General features: G+C 69.3%; 12 protein-coding genes. 6 read left to right on the top strand and 6 right to left on the bottom strand.

Translation table 11 applies throughout. The features are described from left to right. Position 1 precedes the first annotated feature (1 nt). Positions 2-1,435, bottom strand: coding sequence for a coniferyl aldehyde dehydrogenase (locus AAAZ40_RS03120; RefSeq protein ID WP_476661121.1), 1,434 nt, complete (start codon positions 1,433-1,435; stop codon positions 2-4). Between the two features lie 85 nt (positions 1,436-1,520). After that, positions 1,521-2,699 (bottom strand): PQQ-dependent sugar dehydrogenase, encoded by a 1,179-nt coding sequence (locus AAAZ40_RS03115; RefSeq protein ID WP_476661120.1) that lies wholly within the window; start codon positions 2,697-2,699, stop codon positions 1,521-1,523. A gap of 103 nt (positions 2,700-2,802) precedes the next feature. Here AAAZ40_RS03115 and AAAZ40_RS03110 point away from each other — a divergent pair, with 103 nt between their 5' ends. Further along, positions 2,803-3,339, top strand: coding sequence for a hemerythrin domain-containing protein (locus tag AAAZ40_RS03110; RefSeq protein ID WP_476661119.1), 537 nt, complete (start codon positions 2,803-2,805; stop codon positions 3,337-3,339). Between the two features lie 180 nt (positions 3,340-3,519). After that, positions 3,520-4,479, top strand: coding sequence for an RNA polymerase sigma factor RpoH (gene rpoH / locus AAAZ40_RS03105; RefSeq protein WP_476661118.1), 960 nt, complete (start codon positions 3,520-3,522; stop codon positions 4,477-4,479). A gap of 73 nt (positions 4,480-4,552) precedes the next feature. Here rpoH and lysS read toward each other — a convergent pair whose 3' ends face one another. From lysS to AAAZ40_RS03085, 4 genes are all read right to left on the bottom strand, one after another. Beyond that, positions 4,553-6,088 (bottom strand): lysine--tRNA ligase, encoded by a 1,536-nt coding sequence (gene lysS / locus AAAZ40_RS03100; RefSeq protein WP_476661117.1) that lies wholly within the window; start codon positions 6,086-6,088, stop codon positions 4,553-4,555. Between the two features lie 162 nt (positions 6,089-6,250). After that, on the bottom strand, positions 6,251-7,543 hold the full coding sequence (locus AAAZ40_RS03095; protein ID WP_476661116.1) for a replication-associated recombination protein A: 1,293 nt from the start codon (positions 7,541-7,543) through the stop codon (positions 6,251-6,253). A 22-nt stretch (positions 7,544-7,565) separates the two neighbouring features. Beyond that, positions 7,566-8,345, bottom strand: coding sequence for an outer membrane lipoprotein periplasmic chaperone LolA (gene lolA / locus AAAZ40_RS03090; RefSeq protein ID WP_476661115.1), 780 nt, complete (start codon positions 8,343-8,345; stop codon positions 7,566-7,568). An 89-nt stretch (positions 8,346-8,434) separates the two neighbouring features. Next, positions 8,435-10,972 carry a DNA translocase FtsK gene (locus tag AAAZ40_RS03085; protein WP_476661114.1) on the bottom strand — a complete coding sequence of 846 codons (2,538 nt, stop codon included), beginning with the start codon at positions 10,970-10,972 and terminating at the stop codon, positions 8,435-8,437. 121 nt (positions 10,973-11,093) lie between these two features. Here AAAZ40_RS03085 and trxB point away from each other — a divergent pair, with 121 nt between their 5' ends. From trxB to AAAZ40_RS03065, 4 genes are all read left to right on the top strand, one after another. Further along, positions 11,094-12,038 (top strand): thioredoxin-disulfide reductase, encoded by a 945-nt coding sequence (trxB, locus tag AAAZ40_RS03080; protein WP_476661113.1) that lies wholly within the window; start codon positions 11,094-11,096, stop codon positions 12,036-12,038. Between the two features lie 127 nt (positions 12,039-12,165). After that, entirely contained in the window at positions 12,166-13,773 is a 1,608-nt protein-coding gene (locus AAAZ40_RS03075; RefSeq protein ID WP_476661112.1) for a carboxyl transferase domain-containing protein, read from the top strand. A 14-nt stretch (positions 13,774-13,787) separates the two neighbouring features. Continuing rightward, positions 13,788-14,567, top strand: coding sequence for an enoyl-CoA hydratase/isomerase family protein (locus AAAZ40_RS03070; RefSeq protein ID WP_476661111.1), 780 nt, complete (start codon positions 13,788-13,790; stop codon positions 14,565-14,567). A gap of 14 nt (positions 14,568-14,581) precedes the next feature. Further along, entirely contained in the window at positions 14,582-16,867 is a 2,286-nt protein-coding gene (locus AAAZ40_RS03065; RefSeq protein WP_476661110.1) for an acetyl/propionyl/methylcrotonyl-CoA carboxylase subunit alpha, read from the top strand. Positions 16,868-16,928 lie beyond the last annotated feature (61 nt).

Below are 16,928 nucleotides of genomic sequence, written 5' to 3'. Positions count from 1 at the left end.
CTCAGCGTATGAACCAGCGCAGCAGCTGGCGCAGCAGCCAGCCCCCGCCCGCAGGCGCGTAGGGCGGATAGACCAGCTCGCCGCTGCTGAAGCGCCCTTTGGCGTGCACCCCCTTGGCCTTGGAGAAGGTCAGGAAGCCCTCGTGGCCGTGGTACTGGCCCATGCCGGAGGCGCCCACGCCGCCAAAGGGCAGATCGTCCTGAGCCACGTGCACGAGGGTGTCGTTGAGCGCGACGCCGCCGCTGTGCGTGCGCTCCAGCACCTGCTGCTGCAGCCGCCGGTCGTGGCTGAACAGGTACAGCGCCAGCGGGCGCGGGCCGCTGCGTATGCGCTCCAGCGCCTGGTCCAGGCTGGCGTAGCCGATCACCGGCAGCAGCGGGCCAAAGATCTCCTCCTGCATCACGCTGGCCGTTTCGGCTGCCCCAAGCAGCAGGTGCAAGGGCATCTTGCGTGTGCCCTCGAAGGACTCGGCCGCCGGGTTGCACTCGATCACCTGCGCCCCACCGGCGCGCGCCTGCTCCAGCCAGGCCAGCAGGCGCTGGTGCTGGCGCGGGTTGACGATGGCGCTGTAGTCGGGGTTGGTGCGCAAAGTGGGGTAGAGCTGCGCCACCGCCGCCTGCATGGCCTGGGCAAAGGGCTGCTCCTGGCCAGCGGGCAGCAGCACGTAGTCGGGGGCGATGCAGGTTTGGCCGGCGTTGAGCAGCTTGCCAAAGGCGATGCGCCGCGCCGCCACGGCCAGATCGGCGTCGGGGGCGATGACGACGGGCGACTTGCCCCCGAGCTCGAGCGTGACCGGGGTCAGGTTGCGCGCCGCCGCCGCCATCACGATCTTGCCCACCGCCGTGGAGCCGGTGAACAGCAGATGGTCCCAGGGCAGCTGCGCAAAGGCGCTCGAAACCTCGAGCGCGCCCTCGACCACGGCCACCGTGTCTTCCTCGAAAGCCTCGGCCAGCAGGGTGCGCAGGGCCTGGTTGGTGGCCGGGGTGAACTCCGACAGCTTGAGCATGACCCGGTTGCCCGCCGCCAGCGCCCCCACCAGCGGCAGCAGGGCCAGCTGGATCGGGTAGTTCCACGGCACCATCACCCCCACCACACCCAGCGGCTGGTAGTACACGGTGTTGCGCGCCGGCGCAAACAGCACGCTGACGCCGCGGCGCTGCGGCCGCATCCAGCCGCGCAGGTGGCGTGCCGTGTGCGCGATGCCCTGCAGCGTGGTGAGGATTTCGGCCAGCAGGGTTTCGTGGCGCGAGCGCGCCGAAAAATCGCTGTCCACGGCCGCGATCAGCGCCTCCTGGTGGCGCACCAGGGCGCTGCGCAGCGCGTGCAGGCCGGCCAGGCGCTGGTGCAAGGTGGGCATGGGGGCGCGCGCGAAGGCGGCGCGCTGCTGCTCGAACAGGGCCTGCAGATGCGCAACGGGAGACGGATCGGTGTTCATGGAGGGTGGGGCATGCTGCTGAAAAGGGCGCAGGCCCGATTGTCTCTGCAAGTGCAGGGTTTTGGGGCCACCGGGCCACCCGACATCAAGGCGGCAGCAGGCGGATCAGTTGGCCGTTGCGCTCGTCGGTGAGCAGGTAGAGCAGGCCGTCGGGGCCTTGGCGCACGTCGCGGATGCGCTGCCCCAGGTCTTCGAGCAGGCGCTGCTGGGCCACCACGCGCGTGCCGTCGAGCTGCAGGCGCAACAGGTGCTGGCCGCGCAGCGCCCCCACGAACAAATTGCCCTGCCACTGCGGCCCGTAGCGCGGGCTGAGCAAAAAGGCCATGCCCGAGGGCGCGATCGAGGGCGTCCAATGCACCAGCGGCTGCTCCATGCCGGGGTGCTCGGTGATGCCGGCGCCGATGCGCGTGCCGATGTAGTTCACGCCGTGCGTGATCACCGGCCAGCCGTAGTTGCGCCCCGGCAGCACGCGGTTGAGCTCGTCGCCGCCGCGCGGGCCGTGTTCGTGGATCCACAGCATGCCATCCGGCCCCCAAGCCGCCCCCTGCGGGTTGCGGTGCCCCCAGCTCCAGATTTCCGGCAAGGCGCCGGGGCGGCCCAGCAGCGGATTGTCGGGCGGCACCGAGCCGTCCTTGGCCACACGCACCACCTTGCCATGGTGGTTGTCCAGCGTTTGCGCATCGTCCATGCGGCTGAAGCGGTCGCCCAAGGTGAGGAACAGGTGGCCGTCGGGCGCCTCGACGATGCGGCAGCCAAAGTGGTGCCGGCTGCCCACCTTGGGGCTTTGGCGAAACAGCACGCGCAGTTGCTCGATGCGGCGCAGGTCGGCCGACAGGCGCGCGCTGGCCAGGGCGGTGGAGTTGCCGCCGCCCGCCCGGGCTGGCTCGGAGTAGCAAAAATAGATGATGCGGTTGCGCTCGAAGGCGCGGTCGGTGATGAGGTCGAGCAAGCCGCCCTGCCCGCCTTCGTCGATGTCGGGCAGGCCTTGCAGTGGGGGGCTGACGCGGCCGTCGAAGCCGACCACGCGCAAGCGCCCGGCGCGCTCGCTCACCAGCACCTGTTCGGGGCCGATGAAGGCCAACGCCCAGGGGTGCTCCAGGCCCTGCGCCAGCACCTGCGGCTGGGGCTGCGCGGGTGTCGCACTGGTTGCAGCGCTTGGCCAGGAGGTCGCCGCCAACCCCAGCGCCAGCGCCGCCAGGGCGTGGCGCCAGCGCTGCAGGCGCGGCCACAAAGAAGAGCAAGCAAAGGCTGGGTCGGATGGCATAGGGGTGGCCCGGTCGGCGTTACCAAAGCTTGCGCCAAGTCAAAGTGGCGCGCGGAAAGGCTGAGAATAATCGAAGTGTTCGTTTTTTTCAGGGAAAACCCCCATGATCAGCCCCCGCGCCTCCATCAACCTGTTCGACTTTCTCGACACCAGCCACCGCGAGTTGCAGCGCCATCTGGTTTTGTTGCGCGCCACGGTCGAGACCTGCCAGACGCGGTCGCTCGACGCCGCCGGGCGCAAGCAGGCGCGCGCAGTGCTGGATTTCTTCAATGGCGAAGCGCGCCAACACCATCTGGACGAAGAAGCCCACGTCTTTCCGGTGCTGCTGTCCAGCCGCAGCGAAGAACTGGCCGCCACCGCGCGCCGCCTGGTGCAAGACCACGGCTGGCTGGAAGAAAACTGGCTGCACATCGCACCCGCCATTTCTGCCCTGAGCACGGGCAACCAGTGGTTCGACCCCATCGAGCTGCAGCACGCGCTGGAAGTGTTCGAAGCGCTGTACCTCGATCACCTGCTGCTCGAAGAATCGCTGGCCTACCCGGAAGCGCAAAAGCGCCTGCAAGCCTACGACCAAGCGGGCATGGGCCGCGAGATGGCGCAGCGGCGCGCCCAAACGCGCCGCGCCACGGCGTCGGCCTGAAACTGGCCGCCTACAGATCGGCTGGCTGGCGAGAGGGCGGCCTCGGGCCGCATCGTTGCTGCTTCGGCGGCCTTCTTTTTGTGCCCTTGCTGCCCTCGCTCTTGGCACTCGAGGCCGTAGAGTGCTAACATTCGGCCATTGCCAAAGCCGCACGGCTTGACCATCAAAGGAGATGCCCCCATGAGCAGCACCGCCCTTGCCCCGTTCACGCCTTACCAATACGCGCCCTCAGCCCCCGTGGGCTGGACCGGCACGTCGGCGCTGGTGTTGCCGCCGCTGGGCAACCTCGACGCCTACATCAGCGCCGTCAACCGCCTGCCGCTGCTCACCGCCGAGGAAGAGCACGACTACGCGCAGCGCCTGCAGCAGCACAACGACCTGGAAGCCGCCGGGCGGCTGGTGATGTCGCACCTGCGGCTGGTGGTGTCGGTGTCGCGCCAGTACCTGGGCTACGGCCTGCCCCATGCCGACCTGATCCAGGAAGGCAATGTGGGTCTGATGAAGGCCGTCAAGCGCTTCGACCCGCAGCAGGGGGTGCGGTTGGTGAGCTACGCGCTGCACTGGATCAAGGCCGAAATCCACGAATACATCATCAAGAACTGGCGCATGGTGCGCGTGGCCACGACCAAGGCGCAGCGCAAGCTGTTTTTCAACCTGCGCAGCATGAAGCAGGCCTTCAAGGCGCAGGCAGCCGATGCCGACACGCACCGCGAGCAGCTGAGTGAGTTCGAGGTGGACGCGATGGCGCGCGAGCTCAACGTGCGCCGCGCCGACGTGCTCGAGATGCAGACCCGGCTTGCCGGCGGCGATGTGGTGCTCGACCCCAGCCCAGGGGACGACGGCGAGGAGGCCTACGGCCCGATCGCTTACTTGGCCGACAGTGGCCACGAACCGAGCACGGTGCTCGAGGCGCGCGAGCGCGACCACCTGGCCAGCGAGGGCGTGCAGCGGGCGCTGGGGCAGCTCGATGCGCGCGCACGCCGCATCGTGAGCGAGCGCTGGCTCAAGGTGGCCGATGACGGCAGCGGCGGCATGACGCTGCACCAGTTGGCGGCCGAATACGGCGTGAGCGCCGAGCGCATCCGCCAGATCGAGGCCGCCGCGCTGAAAAAAATGCGCCTGCTGCTGGAAGCGGCCTGAGGCGCTGAGAGGCCGAGAGGCCGAGAGGCCGAGAGGCTGGAGGGCTGCGGGGCTGGGCCGCCCCGCCCCGGCCCTACTCCCGGCGCAGCGCCGGGAACAGGATCACGTCGCGGATGCTGGGGCTGTCGGTGAGCAGCATCAGCAGGCGGTCGATGCCGATGCCGCAGCCGCCAGCCGGCGGCATGCCGTACTCGAGTGCGCGCACGAAGTCGGCGTCGTAGTACATGGCTTCGTCGTCGCCGCCGTCTTTGTGGCCTGCCTGCGCGGCAAAGCGCGCCGCCTGGTCTTCGGCGTCGTTGAGCTCGCTGAAGCCATTGGCCACCTCGCGCCCGCTGATGTAGAGCTCGAAGCGCTCGGTGATGCTCGGGTCGGCGTCCGAGGCGCGCGCCAGCGGCGAGATTTCGGTCGGATGGTTGCAGATGAAGGTGGGTTGCCAGAGCTGCGGCTCGATGGTTTCTTCGAAGTACAGGACTTGCAAGCCGGCCAGGCTGCGCTCGGCCAGCCGCTGCTTGACTGGGTCGAGGCCGAGCTGCTGCAACTGGGTTTGCAGCCAGGCGCGGTCGTCGGCCTGAGCGCCGGCGTGGCTGTATTTGGCGATGGCCTCGCGGATGGTGAGCCGCTCGAACGGCGCGCCCAAATCCACATCGCGCCCCTGGTACTGCAGCCGCGTGCCGCCGCAGACGCGCTGCGCCACGTGGCGGATCATCTGCTCGGTAAACACCATCAGGTCGAGGTGGTTCCAGTAGCCCGCGTAGAACTCCATCATGGTGAACTCGGGGTTGTGGCGCACGCTGATGCCTTCGTTGCGGAAGTTGCGGTTGATCTCGAACACGCGCTCGAAACCGCCCACCAGCAGCCGCTTGAGGTAGAGCTCGGGGGCGATGCGCAAGTACATGTCCTGCGCGAGCGCGTTGTGGTGCGTGACGAACGGCCGCGCATTGGCGCCACCCGGTATGGGCTGCAGCATGGGCGTTTCGACCTCGAGAAAGTCGTGCGCCAGCATGAACTCGCGCAGGCTGCTCACGGCCAGGCTGCGCGCCAGAAAGCGGCGCCGCGCCTGGGAGTCGGTGATCAGATCGACGTAGCGCTGACGGTACTTGAGCTCCTGGTCGTGCACGCCGTGAAACTTGTCGGGCAACGGCCGCAGGCTCTTGGTGACCAGACGCAGCCGCTCGACCTGCAGCGTGAGCTCGCCGGTCTTGGTTTTGAACAGGGTGCCCTCGGCGGCCACGATGTCGCCCAGATCCCAATGCTTGAAGGCGGCGTGCTGCTCGGCGCCCACGCTGGCGTCGTTGAGGTAGATCTGGATGCGGCCCTCGGTAGGGCCAAAGGAGCCGTCTTGCAGCGTGGCAAAGCTGGCTTTGCCCATCACGCGCTTGAGCATCATGCGCCCGGCCACGCTGGCGCGCACCTGCAGCGGTTCGAGCATCTCTTTGCTCAGGCCGCCGTATTCGGCGTGCAGGGCCTCGGCGCGCTGCTGCGGCTTGATGTCGTTGGGGAACGCCACCGGCCCACCGGCCGCCTGCGCCAAGCGCAGCGCCTGCAGCTTGGCGCGCCGCTCGGAGATCAGGTGGTTTTCATCGGCGGGCAGGTGCGTGTCGTCGGCCATGGTGCGCGGTCGGGGTGTGGGTGCAAACCCTTGATTTTAACGGGGGAGGCCGGGAGCACGACAACGCAAGCCAGGAGACGGCCCTCAAGCGCGTGCTGCCGGTGTTGCAGGAAACGGCGCGCAGCATGCGGCTGCTGCTTTAGACAGCACAGGCCTGCAGGCTCAGGGCTTGGACGCGGCCGCATTGCGTGCGCGCAGCTCGCGCAGCTTGTCGCCGATGCGAATTTCGAGGCCGCGTGGCACCGGTTCGTACAGGGGCGGCGGCTGCAGGCCGTCGGGAAAGTAGCTTTCGCCGGCGGCGAAGGCGTCGGGTTCGTCGTGCGCGTAGCGGTAGCCCTGGCCGTGCTCGAGCGTGCGCATGAGCGCCGTGGGGGCGTTGCGCAGGCGCAGCGGCACCGGCCGGCTGCCGTCGCGCTGCACCAGGGCGCGCGCGCTTTTGTAGGCGCTGTAGGCGGCGTTGCTCTTGGGGGCCACGGCGAGGTAGAGCGTGGCCTGGGCCAGCGTGAGCTCGCCTTCGGGGCTGCCCAGGCGCTCATAGACTTCGGCGGCGTCGAGCGCGATGCGCAGCGCGCGCGGGTCGGCCAGGCCGATGTCTTCACTGGCCATGCGAATCAGGCGCCGGGCGAGGTAGCGCGGGTCGGCGCCGCCGTCGAGCATGCGCACCAGCCAGTACAGGGCGGCGTCGGGGTCGGAGCCGCGCACGCTTTTGTGCAGGGCGCTGATGCTGTCGTAGAAGGCGTCGCCGCCTTTGTCGAAGCGGCGCAGCTGCTGGCCCAACAGGCCCAGCAGCCAGTCGGCGCCGACGGCCGACAGCCGTTGCGCCGCGGCGGCCACGGCCACGGTTTCGAGGGTGTTGAGCAAGCGCCTTGCGTCGCCGTCGGCGTGGCCGATGAGCAGCTGGCGCGCGGCGGGTTCGATCGCCGGCAGGCCGGCGTGGGCCTGGGCGCGCTCGAGCAACTGCTCGAGCTCAGGCGCGCTCAAGGGCTGCAACACATAGACGGTGGCGCGCGAGAGCAGGGCCGAATTGACCTCGAAGCTCGGGTTTTCGGTGCTGGCGCCGATGAAGGTGAAGAGCCCGCTTTCGACGTGGGGCAAGAAGGCGTCTTGCTGGCTTTTGTTGAAGCGGTGCACCTCATCGACGAACACCAGCGTGGCGCGCGGCGGCTGGCCGGCACGCGCCTGCTGGGCGCGCTCGACCGCGTCGCGGATGTCGCGCACGCCCCCCAGCACGGCGCTGATGGCGATGAATTCGGCCTCGAACGCCTGCGCCATGAGCCGCGCCAGCGTGGTTTTGCCCACCCCCGGTGGCCCCCACAGGATGCAGCTGTGCGGTTGCCCGGTCTCGAAGGCCACGCGCAGCGGCTTGCCGGGCCCGAGCAGGTGCGCCTGACCGATCACGTCGGCCAGGGTCTGCGGGCGCAGCCGCTCGGCCAAGGGGCGGGTGCCGGCCTGCATGGCAATCAGTGTGGCAGGGGCTTCACTCGGGCCGGATCAGCGCCGCACCGGGCGGCACGCTGAAGCTGAAGTGGCCGGGCCGGAACGCGCTCTGGGTGTCGAGCCGCTCGAAGGCGATGTGCGAGCGCTGGCCGAAGCGGTCCAGAATCTCGAGCGCCGCCAGCTGGCCACCGCGAAAGCCGATGCGCACCGCTTGCAATGGCGCGTCGGCGCCCTTGGGCAGCGCCTGCACCCAGCGCAGGCCGTCGGCGTCGGGGGCGTTGCTCAGGCTGAAGGCTTGCTGCAGGGTGCGCAGGTCGGCCCCGGAGGCCAGCAGGGCGGCCGGGGTCTGGCCCAGCACCTCGCGCTGCGTCCGCGCCGTGACCTGGGCCAGATCGGGGTCGTAGAGCCACAGGGTCTGGCCGTCGGCGACGATGAGCTGCTCGAACGGCCGCTGGTAATGGAAGCGAAAGCGGTTCGGGCGCTGGAACTCGAACACGCCGTGGCTGATTTGCACCCGCGCCGCCGGGGCGGCGGCGGCCGCCAGGGCGTCGGGGGCGGGTGCCGGGCGCGGGCCAGTCACGGTCTGGGTGAAGGCGCTGCGGCCCTGCTGGGTCTGCTGCAAAAAGGCTTGCAAGTCGCCCATGGCGCTGCCGGGGGGAGCCGCGGTGGCTGCCGGGGCTGCTGCGGCTGTCGGGCTGGCCGGGCTGTTGGCCGCTGGGGTGGCTACCGCCGCAGCGGGCAGGCTGGCCAAGGCCGCCAGCGTGGCCAATGCGGCCAAGACGCGGGCCAGGCCGGGGAGCGCAAAAGGGTGTCGGTGCATGGTGCCCATTTTGATGCAAAGCCGGCGCAGCGGTTGCAGACAGCGGCGGCACAGGTGTAAGGAGTTGTGGCCGCAGGCTTTGCAGCCGTTCAATCGGCGCTGCGGCCGCCGACCAGAATGTCGCGCTGGCCGCTGCTGGTCAAGGCGCTCACCAGTCCCGCGCGCTCCATGTCCTCGAGCAGGCGCGCGGCGCGGTTGTAGCCGATCTTGAGCTTGCGCTGCACGTAGCTGATGCTGGCCTTGCGGTCTTGCAGCACGATCGCCACCGCCTGGTCGTAGAGCGGGTCGGTTTCGCCGCCCGCGCCGGCGTCGGCCTCGCCCTCGCTGCCGCCTTCGGCGTCGGTCGGGGCTTCCAGCACGCCGTCGATGTAATCGGGCTCGCCGCACTGCGCCTTGAGCCAGGCCACCACGCGGTGCACCTCGTCGTCGCTCACGAAGGCGCCGTGGATGCGGGTCGGGTAGCCGCTGCCGCTGGGCATGTAGAGCATGTCGCCCATGCCCAGCAGGGCCTCGGCGCCCATCTGGTCCAGAATGGTGCGGCTGTCGATCTTGCTGCTGACCTGAAAGCTGATGCGCGTCGGGATGTTGGCCTTGATCAGGCCGGTGATCACATCGACACTGGGGCGCTGGGTGGCCAGAATCAGGTGGATGCCGGCGGCGCGCGCCTTTTGCGCCAGACGGGCGATCAGCTCCTCGATCTTCTTGCCCACCACCATCATCAGGTCGGCCAGCTCGTCGATCACCACCACGATGTGCGGCAGGCGCTGCAAGGGCTCGGGCTGCTCGGGCGTGAGGCTGAAGGGGTTGCCAACGTGCTCGCCGCGCGCCGCCGCCTCGGCGATCTTGGCGTTGTAGCCGGCCAGGTTGCGCACCCCGAGCTTGCTCAGCAGGCGGTAGCGCTTGTCCATTTCGGCCACGCACCAGTTGAGCGCGTTGGCGGCCTGCTTCATGTCGGTGACCACCGGCGCCAGCAGGTGCGCGATGCCCTCATAGACGCTGAGCTCGAGCATCTTGGGGTCGATCAGCAGCAGGCGCACGTCGCGCGGGTCGGCCTTGTAGAGCAGGCTCAGGATCATGGCGTTGATGCCCACCGACTTGCCCGAACCCGTGGTGCCGGCCACCAGGCAATGCGGCATCTTGGCCAGATCGACCACCACCGGGTGCCCGCCGATGTCTTTGCCCAGCCCCATGGTGAGCAGGCTTTTGGCGTCGTGATAGACCTGCGAGCCCAGAATCTCGCTCAGGCGGATGGTCTGGCGCCGGGCATTGGGCAGCTCGAGCGCCATCAGGTTCTTGCCGGGGATGGTTTCGATCACGCGGATGCTCACCAACGACAGCGAGCGCGCCAGGTCGCGCGCCAGATTCACCACCTGCGCGCCCTTGACGCCGGTGGCCGGCTCGATCTCGTAGCGCGTGATCACCGGCCCGGGCAGCGCCGCCACCACCTGCACCTGCACACCGAAGTCGCCCAGCTTTTTCTCGATCAGGCGGCTGGTCATCTCCAGCGTTTCGGGGGCCACGCTGGCCGACTGGCGCGTGGCGGCGTCGAGCAGGTCGATCTGCGGCAGCTTGGTGTCGCTCAAATCGTGGAACAGCGGCTGCTGGCGCTCTTTGAGCACGCGGCTGCTGGGCAGCACTTCGGTGAGCACGGGCTCGATCTGCAGCGTTTTGGCAGCGGGCCTGAAAGCGGTTTTTTCCCCCGCAGTGGCGGCCGCCTTGGGCAACGGCGCGCCCTGCAGCGGCTCGGCCTCGGTGTCGTCGTGTGGCCGGCCGGGGTTGGGGCCGGTGCCCAGGCCCAGGTCGGAAGCGGCCGGTTCATCGCCCTGCAGGCTCAGGGCATGCGCCGGGTGCAACTGCTCGTACTCCGATTCCTCGAGGCTGCGCTGGCGCAGGGCCTGGCGGCCGATGCGCAGGTCTTCCTTGGCCTCGCGGCGCAAGCGCCAGCGTTGCACCGCGTCGTCGATCCAGCGCCCCAGACCCTCGGCCGCCTCGGCCCACGAAAACCGAAACACCCCCGCCATGGCCACCAACAGCAGGCAGATGGCGAGCAGGGCCGACCCGGTCTGCCCCAGCCAGAGCTGCGCCGGCGGCCCCAGCAGGCTGCCCAACAGGCCGCCGGACTCACCCGGCAACCACGCATCCCAGCGGTGCAGCCGGCTCCACTCCAGCACCGTGCTGGCCACCAGCAGCAGCAGCAGCCCGGCGCCAAAAGCCACCCTCGACCACGGCGGCTGCTGCCAGCGGGCGCGCAGGGTGGCCAGCGGCGTCTCGGGCCGCGTCGCCGGGCTGCGGCCCTCGGTTGCCGAAGCCGCACGCAACCAGCGTGCCAGCGCCATCAGCCAGACGTGTGAGGCCGCCAGCACCAACCACCACACCGACGCCCCCAGCAAAAGGTAGCTGAAATCGGCCAGCCAAGCGCCGGCGCGCCCGCCCCAGTTGGCGCTGGCCGCGGCCACGCCCGAGGTCGACCAAGCGGCATCGCCAGGGCTGTAGCTCAGCAGCGCGAGCCACCAGAACAGCAGCCCAGCCGCCCCCAGCAGCAGGGCAAACTCCTGCGTGAAGCGCCCGATGCCGCGGGCCGCGCTGCGCGCCGCGTCTTTGTTGAGGGTGTTGACGGGGGTACTCATGTGCAGGCGCTAGCTTAACCGAGGCTGCCCGTCGGGCAAAAAAATATACCCCCACCCGCATTTCAGTTTGCTGCTACGATACACTCACCTTCAGCCCACTTGCACTCGGAGAGCCCACACCATGAACACCCGCCACGCCCAAGTCCTGATCCTCGGCTCCGGCCCGGCCGGCTACACCGCCGCCGTCTATGCCGCGCGCGCCAACCTCAAACCGCTGCTGATCACCGGCATGGCCCAAGGCGGCCAGCTCATGACCACCACCGACGTCGACAACTGGCCAGCCGACGTGCAAGGGGTGCAGGGCCCGGAGCTGATGCAGCGCTTTCAGGCCCACGCCGAGCGCTTCCAGACCGAAATCGTGTTCGACCACATCCAGAGCGTGGACTTGAGCCAGCGTCCGTTTCGCCTCCAGGGCGAAAGCGGCCAATACAGCTGCGACAGCCTGATCATCGCCACCGGGGCCTCGGCCAAGTACCTCGGCCTGCCCTCGGAGCAAGCCTTCATGGGCCGCGGCGTCAGCGGCTGCGCCACCTGCGACGGATTTTTTTACCGCGACCAGGAGGTGTGCGTGATCGGCGGCGGCAGCGCGGCGGTGGAAGAGGCGCTGTACCTGTCGCACATTGCCAGCAAGGTCACGCTGGTGCACCGGCGCGATGGATTTCGCGCCGAACCGATCCTGATCGACAAGCTCATGGCCAAGGTGGCCGAGGGCCGCATCGAGCTCAAGCTCTTTTATGTGCTCGACGAGGTGCTGGGCGACGAGCGCGGCGTGAATGGGGTGCGCATCAAGCAGGTGCAGACCGGGCAGACCGAGGACATCGCGCTGCAGGGCTGTTTCATCGCCATCGGCCACAGCCCCAACACCGAGATCTTCAAAGGCCAGCTCGAGCTCAAGGACGGCTACATCGTCACCCAGGGCGGGCAAAGCGGCTTTGCCACCCAGACCAGCGTACCCGGCGTGTTCGCCGCTGGCGACGTGCAGGACCACATCTACCGCCAGGCCATCACCAGCGCCGGCACCGGCTGCATGGCGGCGCTGGACGCGCAGCGGTTTCTGGGCCGATAAGCCACGGGCGGCGGCGCGCAGTTGCAACGGCCGCAGGCGCTGTCTGGCGGCATCAGGGCGGGCAGGAGCGATTGCCTGCCCGCCTCTCGGTGCACAATGGGGGCTTGAAAAGTCAGGAGACGCCCCGATGACCGTTTTGGAGACGCGGCTCAAAACCCGCAGCGCCGAGTTTTTGGCCAATCAAGCCGCCATGCTCGCCCTGGTGGCCGATTTGCGCCAGCGGCTGGAGCAGATTGCGCAGGGCGGCGGCGCGGCGGCGCGCGCCAGGCACACCGCCCGTGGCAAGCTGCTGCCACGCGAGCGCGTGCAAACCCTGCTCGACCCCGGCACCCCGTTTCTGGAGCTGGCCCCGCTGGCGGCGCTTGACGTCTATGACAACGACGCCCCCTGCGCCGGCCTGATCACCGGCATTGGCCGCGTCGCCGGCATCGAGTGCATGGTGGTGTGCAACGACGCCACCGTCAAGGGCGGCACCTACTACCCGCTGACGGTCAAGAAACACCTGCGCGCACAAGAAATCGCACAGCAAAACCGCCTGCCCTGCATCTATCTGGTCGATTCGGGCGGCGCCAACCTGCCCAACCAGGACGAGGTGTTCCCAGACCGGGACCACTTTGGCCGCATCTTCTACAACCAGGCGCAGATGAGCGCGCAGGGCATCGCGCAGATCGCGGTGGTGATGGGCTCGTGCACCGCCGGTGGCGCCTACGTGCCGGCGATGAGCGACGAGTCCATCATCGTGCAAAACCAGGGCACCATCTTTCTGGGCGGGCCGCCGCTGGTGAAGGCCGCCACCGGCGAAGTGGTGAGCGCCGAAGACCTGGGCGGCGGCGACGTGCACGCACGCCTGTCGGGCGTGGTCGACCACCTGGCGCAAAACGACCTGCACGCGCTGGCGCTGGCGCGGCAAGCGGTGGCGCACCTGGGGCGGCGCAAGCAACCCGATGCGGTGCTGCGCACGCCGCAGCCGCCGCGCTACCCAGCGTCCGATCTGCACGGCATCGTGCCGACCGACACGCGCAAGCCCTTCGACGTGCGCGAGATCATCGCCCGCCTCGTGGACAACTCCGAATTGCACGAATTCAAGGCCCTGTACGGCAGCACGCTGGTCTGCGGCTTTGCCCACATCGAGGGCATGCCGGTCGGGCTGGTGGCCAACAACGGCATTTTGTTCAGCGAATCGGCGCAAAAGGGCGCGCACTTCATCGAGCTGTGCTGCCAGCGCAAGGTGCCGCTGGTGTTTTTGCAAAACATCACCGGCTTCATGGTCGGGCGCAAGGTGGAAAACGAAGGCATCGCGCGCCACGGCGCCAAGATGGTGACGGCGGTGGCCACGGCGGCGGTGCCCAAGTTCACGGTGATCATCGGCGGCAGCTTTGGCGCCGGCAACTACGGCATGTGCGGGCGCGCTTTTGGCCCGCGCTTTTTGTGGATGTGGCCCAATGCGCGCATCAGCGTCATGGGCGGCGAGCAGGCGGCAAGCGTGCTGGCCACGCTCAAGCGCGACGCCATCGAGGCCAAGGGCGGCCAATGGGCGCCCGCAGACGAAGAGGCCTTCAAGGCCCCGCTGCGCCAGCAGTACGAAACCCAAGGCCACCCCTATTACGCCAGCGCGCGCCTGTGGGACGACGGCGTGATCGACCCCGCCGACACGCGCCGGGTGCTGGCGCTGGGGCTGTCGGCGGCGCTCAACGCGCCCATCGATGACACGCGCTTTGGCGTGTTTCGCATGTGAGGGGGGCGCGCGACATGGCCAACCTGCAGGTGACGGTGCGCGGTGCGCGCGCCACCGTGGTGCTGACGCGGCCCGAGCTGCGCAACGCCTTCAACGAGGAGCTGATTGCCGAGCTCAGCGCCGCCTTTCAAACACTGGGCGCGCGCGACGACGTGCGCGCCATCGTGCTGGCGGCCGAGGGGCCGGCCTTTTGCGCCGGGGCCGATCTGCACTGGATGCGCCGCATGGCCGACTACACGCGCGAGCAAAACCTCGCCGACGCCGGGCGGCTGGCGGCCATGTTGCGCTGCATACACGACTGCCCCAAGCCCACCGTGGCGCGGGTGCAGGGCGATGTGTACGCCGGCGGGATGGGGCTGGTGGCGGCCTGCGACATGGCGGTGGCGGTGCAGGGCGCCCATTTTTGCCTGAGCGAGGTCAAGCTGGGCCTGATTCCGGCCACCATCGGCCCCTACGTGCAGCGCGCCATGGGGGCACGTGCGGCGCAGCGCTATTGCTTGAGCGCCGAACGCTTCGATGCCGCCGAGGCGCTGCGCATCGGCTTCGTGCACGCCGTGGTGGCGCCCGAGGCGCTGGATGCGCGCGTCGATGAGCTCGTGGGTGCCCTGTGCGCCAACGGCCCGGCCGCCGTGCGCGCCTGCAAGCGGCTGCTGCACGACATCGCCCAGGCGCCGCTGGACGAGGCGCTGGTGGCGCGCACGGTCGAGGCCATCGCCGACATCCGCGCCAGCGCCGAAGGGCGCGAGGGCGTGCAGGCCTTCCTGAACAAACGCAAGCCGCAGTGGCTGGCTTGATGGAGTTGCTGCGTATGTTTGACAAGATTTTGATTGCGAATCGTGGCGAGATCGCCTGCCGTGTGGCCGCCACCGCGCGCCGCCTGGGCGTGCAGACGGTCGCCGTGCATTCCGACGCCGACGCGCAAGCCAAGCACGTGGCCGCCTGCGACGAGGCGGTCCACATCGGCGGCTCGGCACCCAAGGACAGCTACCTGCAATGGGCGCGCATCATCGCCGCCGCCCAGGCCACGGGCGCGCAAGCCATCCACCCCGGCTACGGTTTCTTGAGCGAAAACGCCGACTTTGCCCGCGCCTGCGCCGCGGCGGGCCTGGTGTTCATCGGGCCGCCGCCGACGGCGATCGAAGCCATGGGGCTCAAGGCCGAGTCCAAGCGCCTGATGGCGCAAGCCGGCGTGCCGCTGGTGCCGGGCTACCACGGGGCCGCGCAAGACCCGGAGCTGCTGCAACGCGAGGCCGACCGCATCGGCTACCCGGTGCTGATCAAGGCCAGCGCCGGCGGGGGCGGCAAGGGCATGCGCGCGGTCGAATCCCGCGCCGACTTTGCCGCCGCGCTCGCCAGTTGCCAACGCGAGGCGCGCAGCAGCTTTGGCGACGACGCGGTGCTGATCGAAAAATACGTGCAGCGCCCGCGCCACATCGAAATCCAGGTGTTTGCCGACACGCACGGCCACTGCGTCTATCTGCACGAGCGCGACTGCTCGGTGCAGCGCCGGCACCAGAAGGTGCTCGAAGAAGCCCCCGCGCCCGGCCTCACCCCCGCCTTGCGCCAGCAAATGGGCCAGGCGGCGGTGGCGGCGGCGCAGGCAGTGGGCTACGTCGGCGCGGGCACGGTGGAGTTCATCATCGAGCAGCCGCAGGGTTACGGATTGGGTGACGGAGACGATGAACGTTGCGCCGCCGGGCCGCCCCAAGGCGCAACCGCCCCCTCGGGGGGCAGCGAGCCTGCGCAGCAGGGGAGCGTGGGGGCACCAAGTTGCGCCGCCGGGCCGCCCCAAGGCGCAACCGCCCCCTCGGGGGGCAGCGAGCCTGCGCAGCAGGGGAGCGTGGGGGCACGCTTCTTTTTCATGGAAATGAATACCAGGCTCCAAGTCGAGCACCCAGTGACCGAGGCCATCACCGGCGTCGATCTGGTGGAGTGGCAGCTGCGCGTGGCCGCTGGCGAGGCGCTGCCGCTGCAACAGCACGAGCTGCGTCTGCAGGGCCACGCCATCGAGGCGCGCATCTGCGCCGAAAACCCCGAGCAGCAGTTCCTGCCCGCGACCGGCACGCTGGCGGTGTACCGCAAACCGGCGCACTGCGCCTTCGAGCGCGGCCCGCTGCGCTTCGACGACGGCGTGCGCGAGGGCGACGCCATCAGCCCGTTTTACGATTCGATGATCGCCAAGCTGATCGTCCACGCCGACACCCGTGAGCAGGCGCTGGCGCGGTTGGATACGGCGCTGGCGCAGACGCACATCGTCGGGCTGGCGACCAACGTGCAATTTTTGCGCCACGTGCTGCGCAGCCCCTCCTTTGCCCAGGCCCGGCTCGACACCGCCCTGATCCCGCGCGAGGCCGCGCTGCTATTCAACCAAGACCCGGTCGGCCTGCCGCTGGCCGTGGCTGCGGCCACGGCACAAACCCTGCTCGATGAGCGCGCCCTGGAAAACCCCGACCCCTTCAGCCGCCGCGACGGCTGGTGCAGCCACCCCAGCGCCGACGCCGCCCGGCGCCGCCTGGCCTTCGAGTACCGGGGCCAGCCGGTGGCGGCCAGCCTGGTCTATGCGCGCGACGCCAGCGTGCAGCTGTGCCTGGAGCCACCGGCGGTGCAGGCCGATGCCAAGGCTGAGACCGAGGCTGTGGCGGCGGCGGTTGCGCCCGCAGCAGATGCAGCCGCTGCAGCCGCCTGCTCAGGCCCGCTGCGCTTTCACGCCCTGCCCGCTGGCAGCGCCTGGGCGCTGGAACTGGGCTTTGGTGGGCACAGCAGCCGCGCCAGCGTCTATATGCTGGGCGAGCAGGTGCACATTTTCATGCCACAAGGCGCGGCCCAGATCGTCGAGATCGACCGGCTCGCCCATGCCGGCGACCACGCCCCCGAGGGCGGCCGCCTGAGCGCCCCGATGCCGGGCAAGGTGTTGTCGTTTTGCGTCGTGGCGGGCGAAGCGGTCAAAAAAGGACAGCCCCTGGCGCTGATGGAGGCCATGAAAATGGAGCACACCCTATCCGCCCCCGCCGACGGCACCGTGGCCGAACTGCTCTACGCCCCTGGCGACCAAGTGGCCGAAGGGGCCGAGCTGCTGCGCTTCGTGCCCGCTTGATCCGCTTTGCCCCTGCTCGGAGTCGCACATGAACCTCCCCCCAAAGTGCACCTGCTCGAAG

Source organism: Serpentinimonas sp. SMBJO2 (assembly GCF_056341105.1).
The sequence above is the reverse complement of the archived record's forward strand: the minus strand, read 5'-3'. Positions and strand labels throughout refer to the sequence as shown.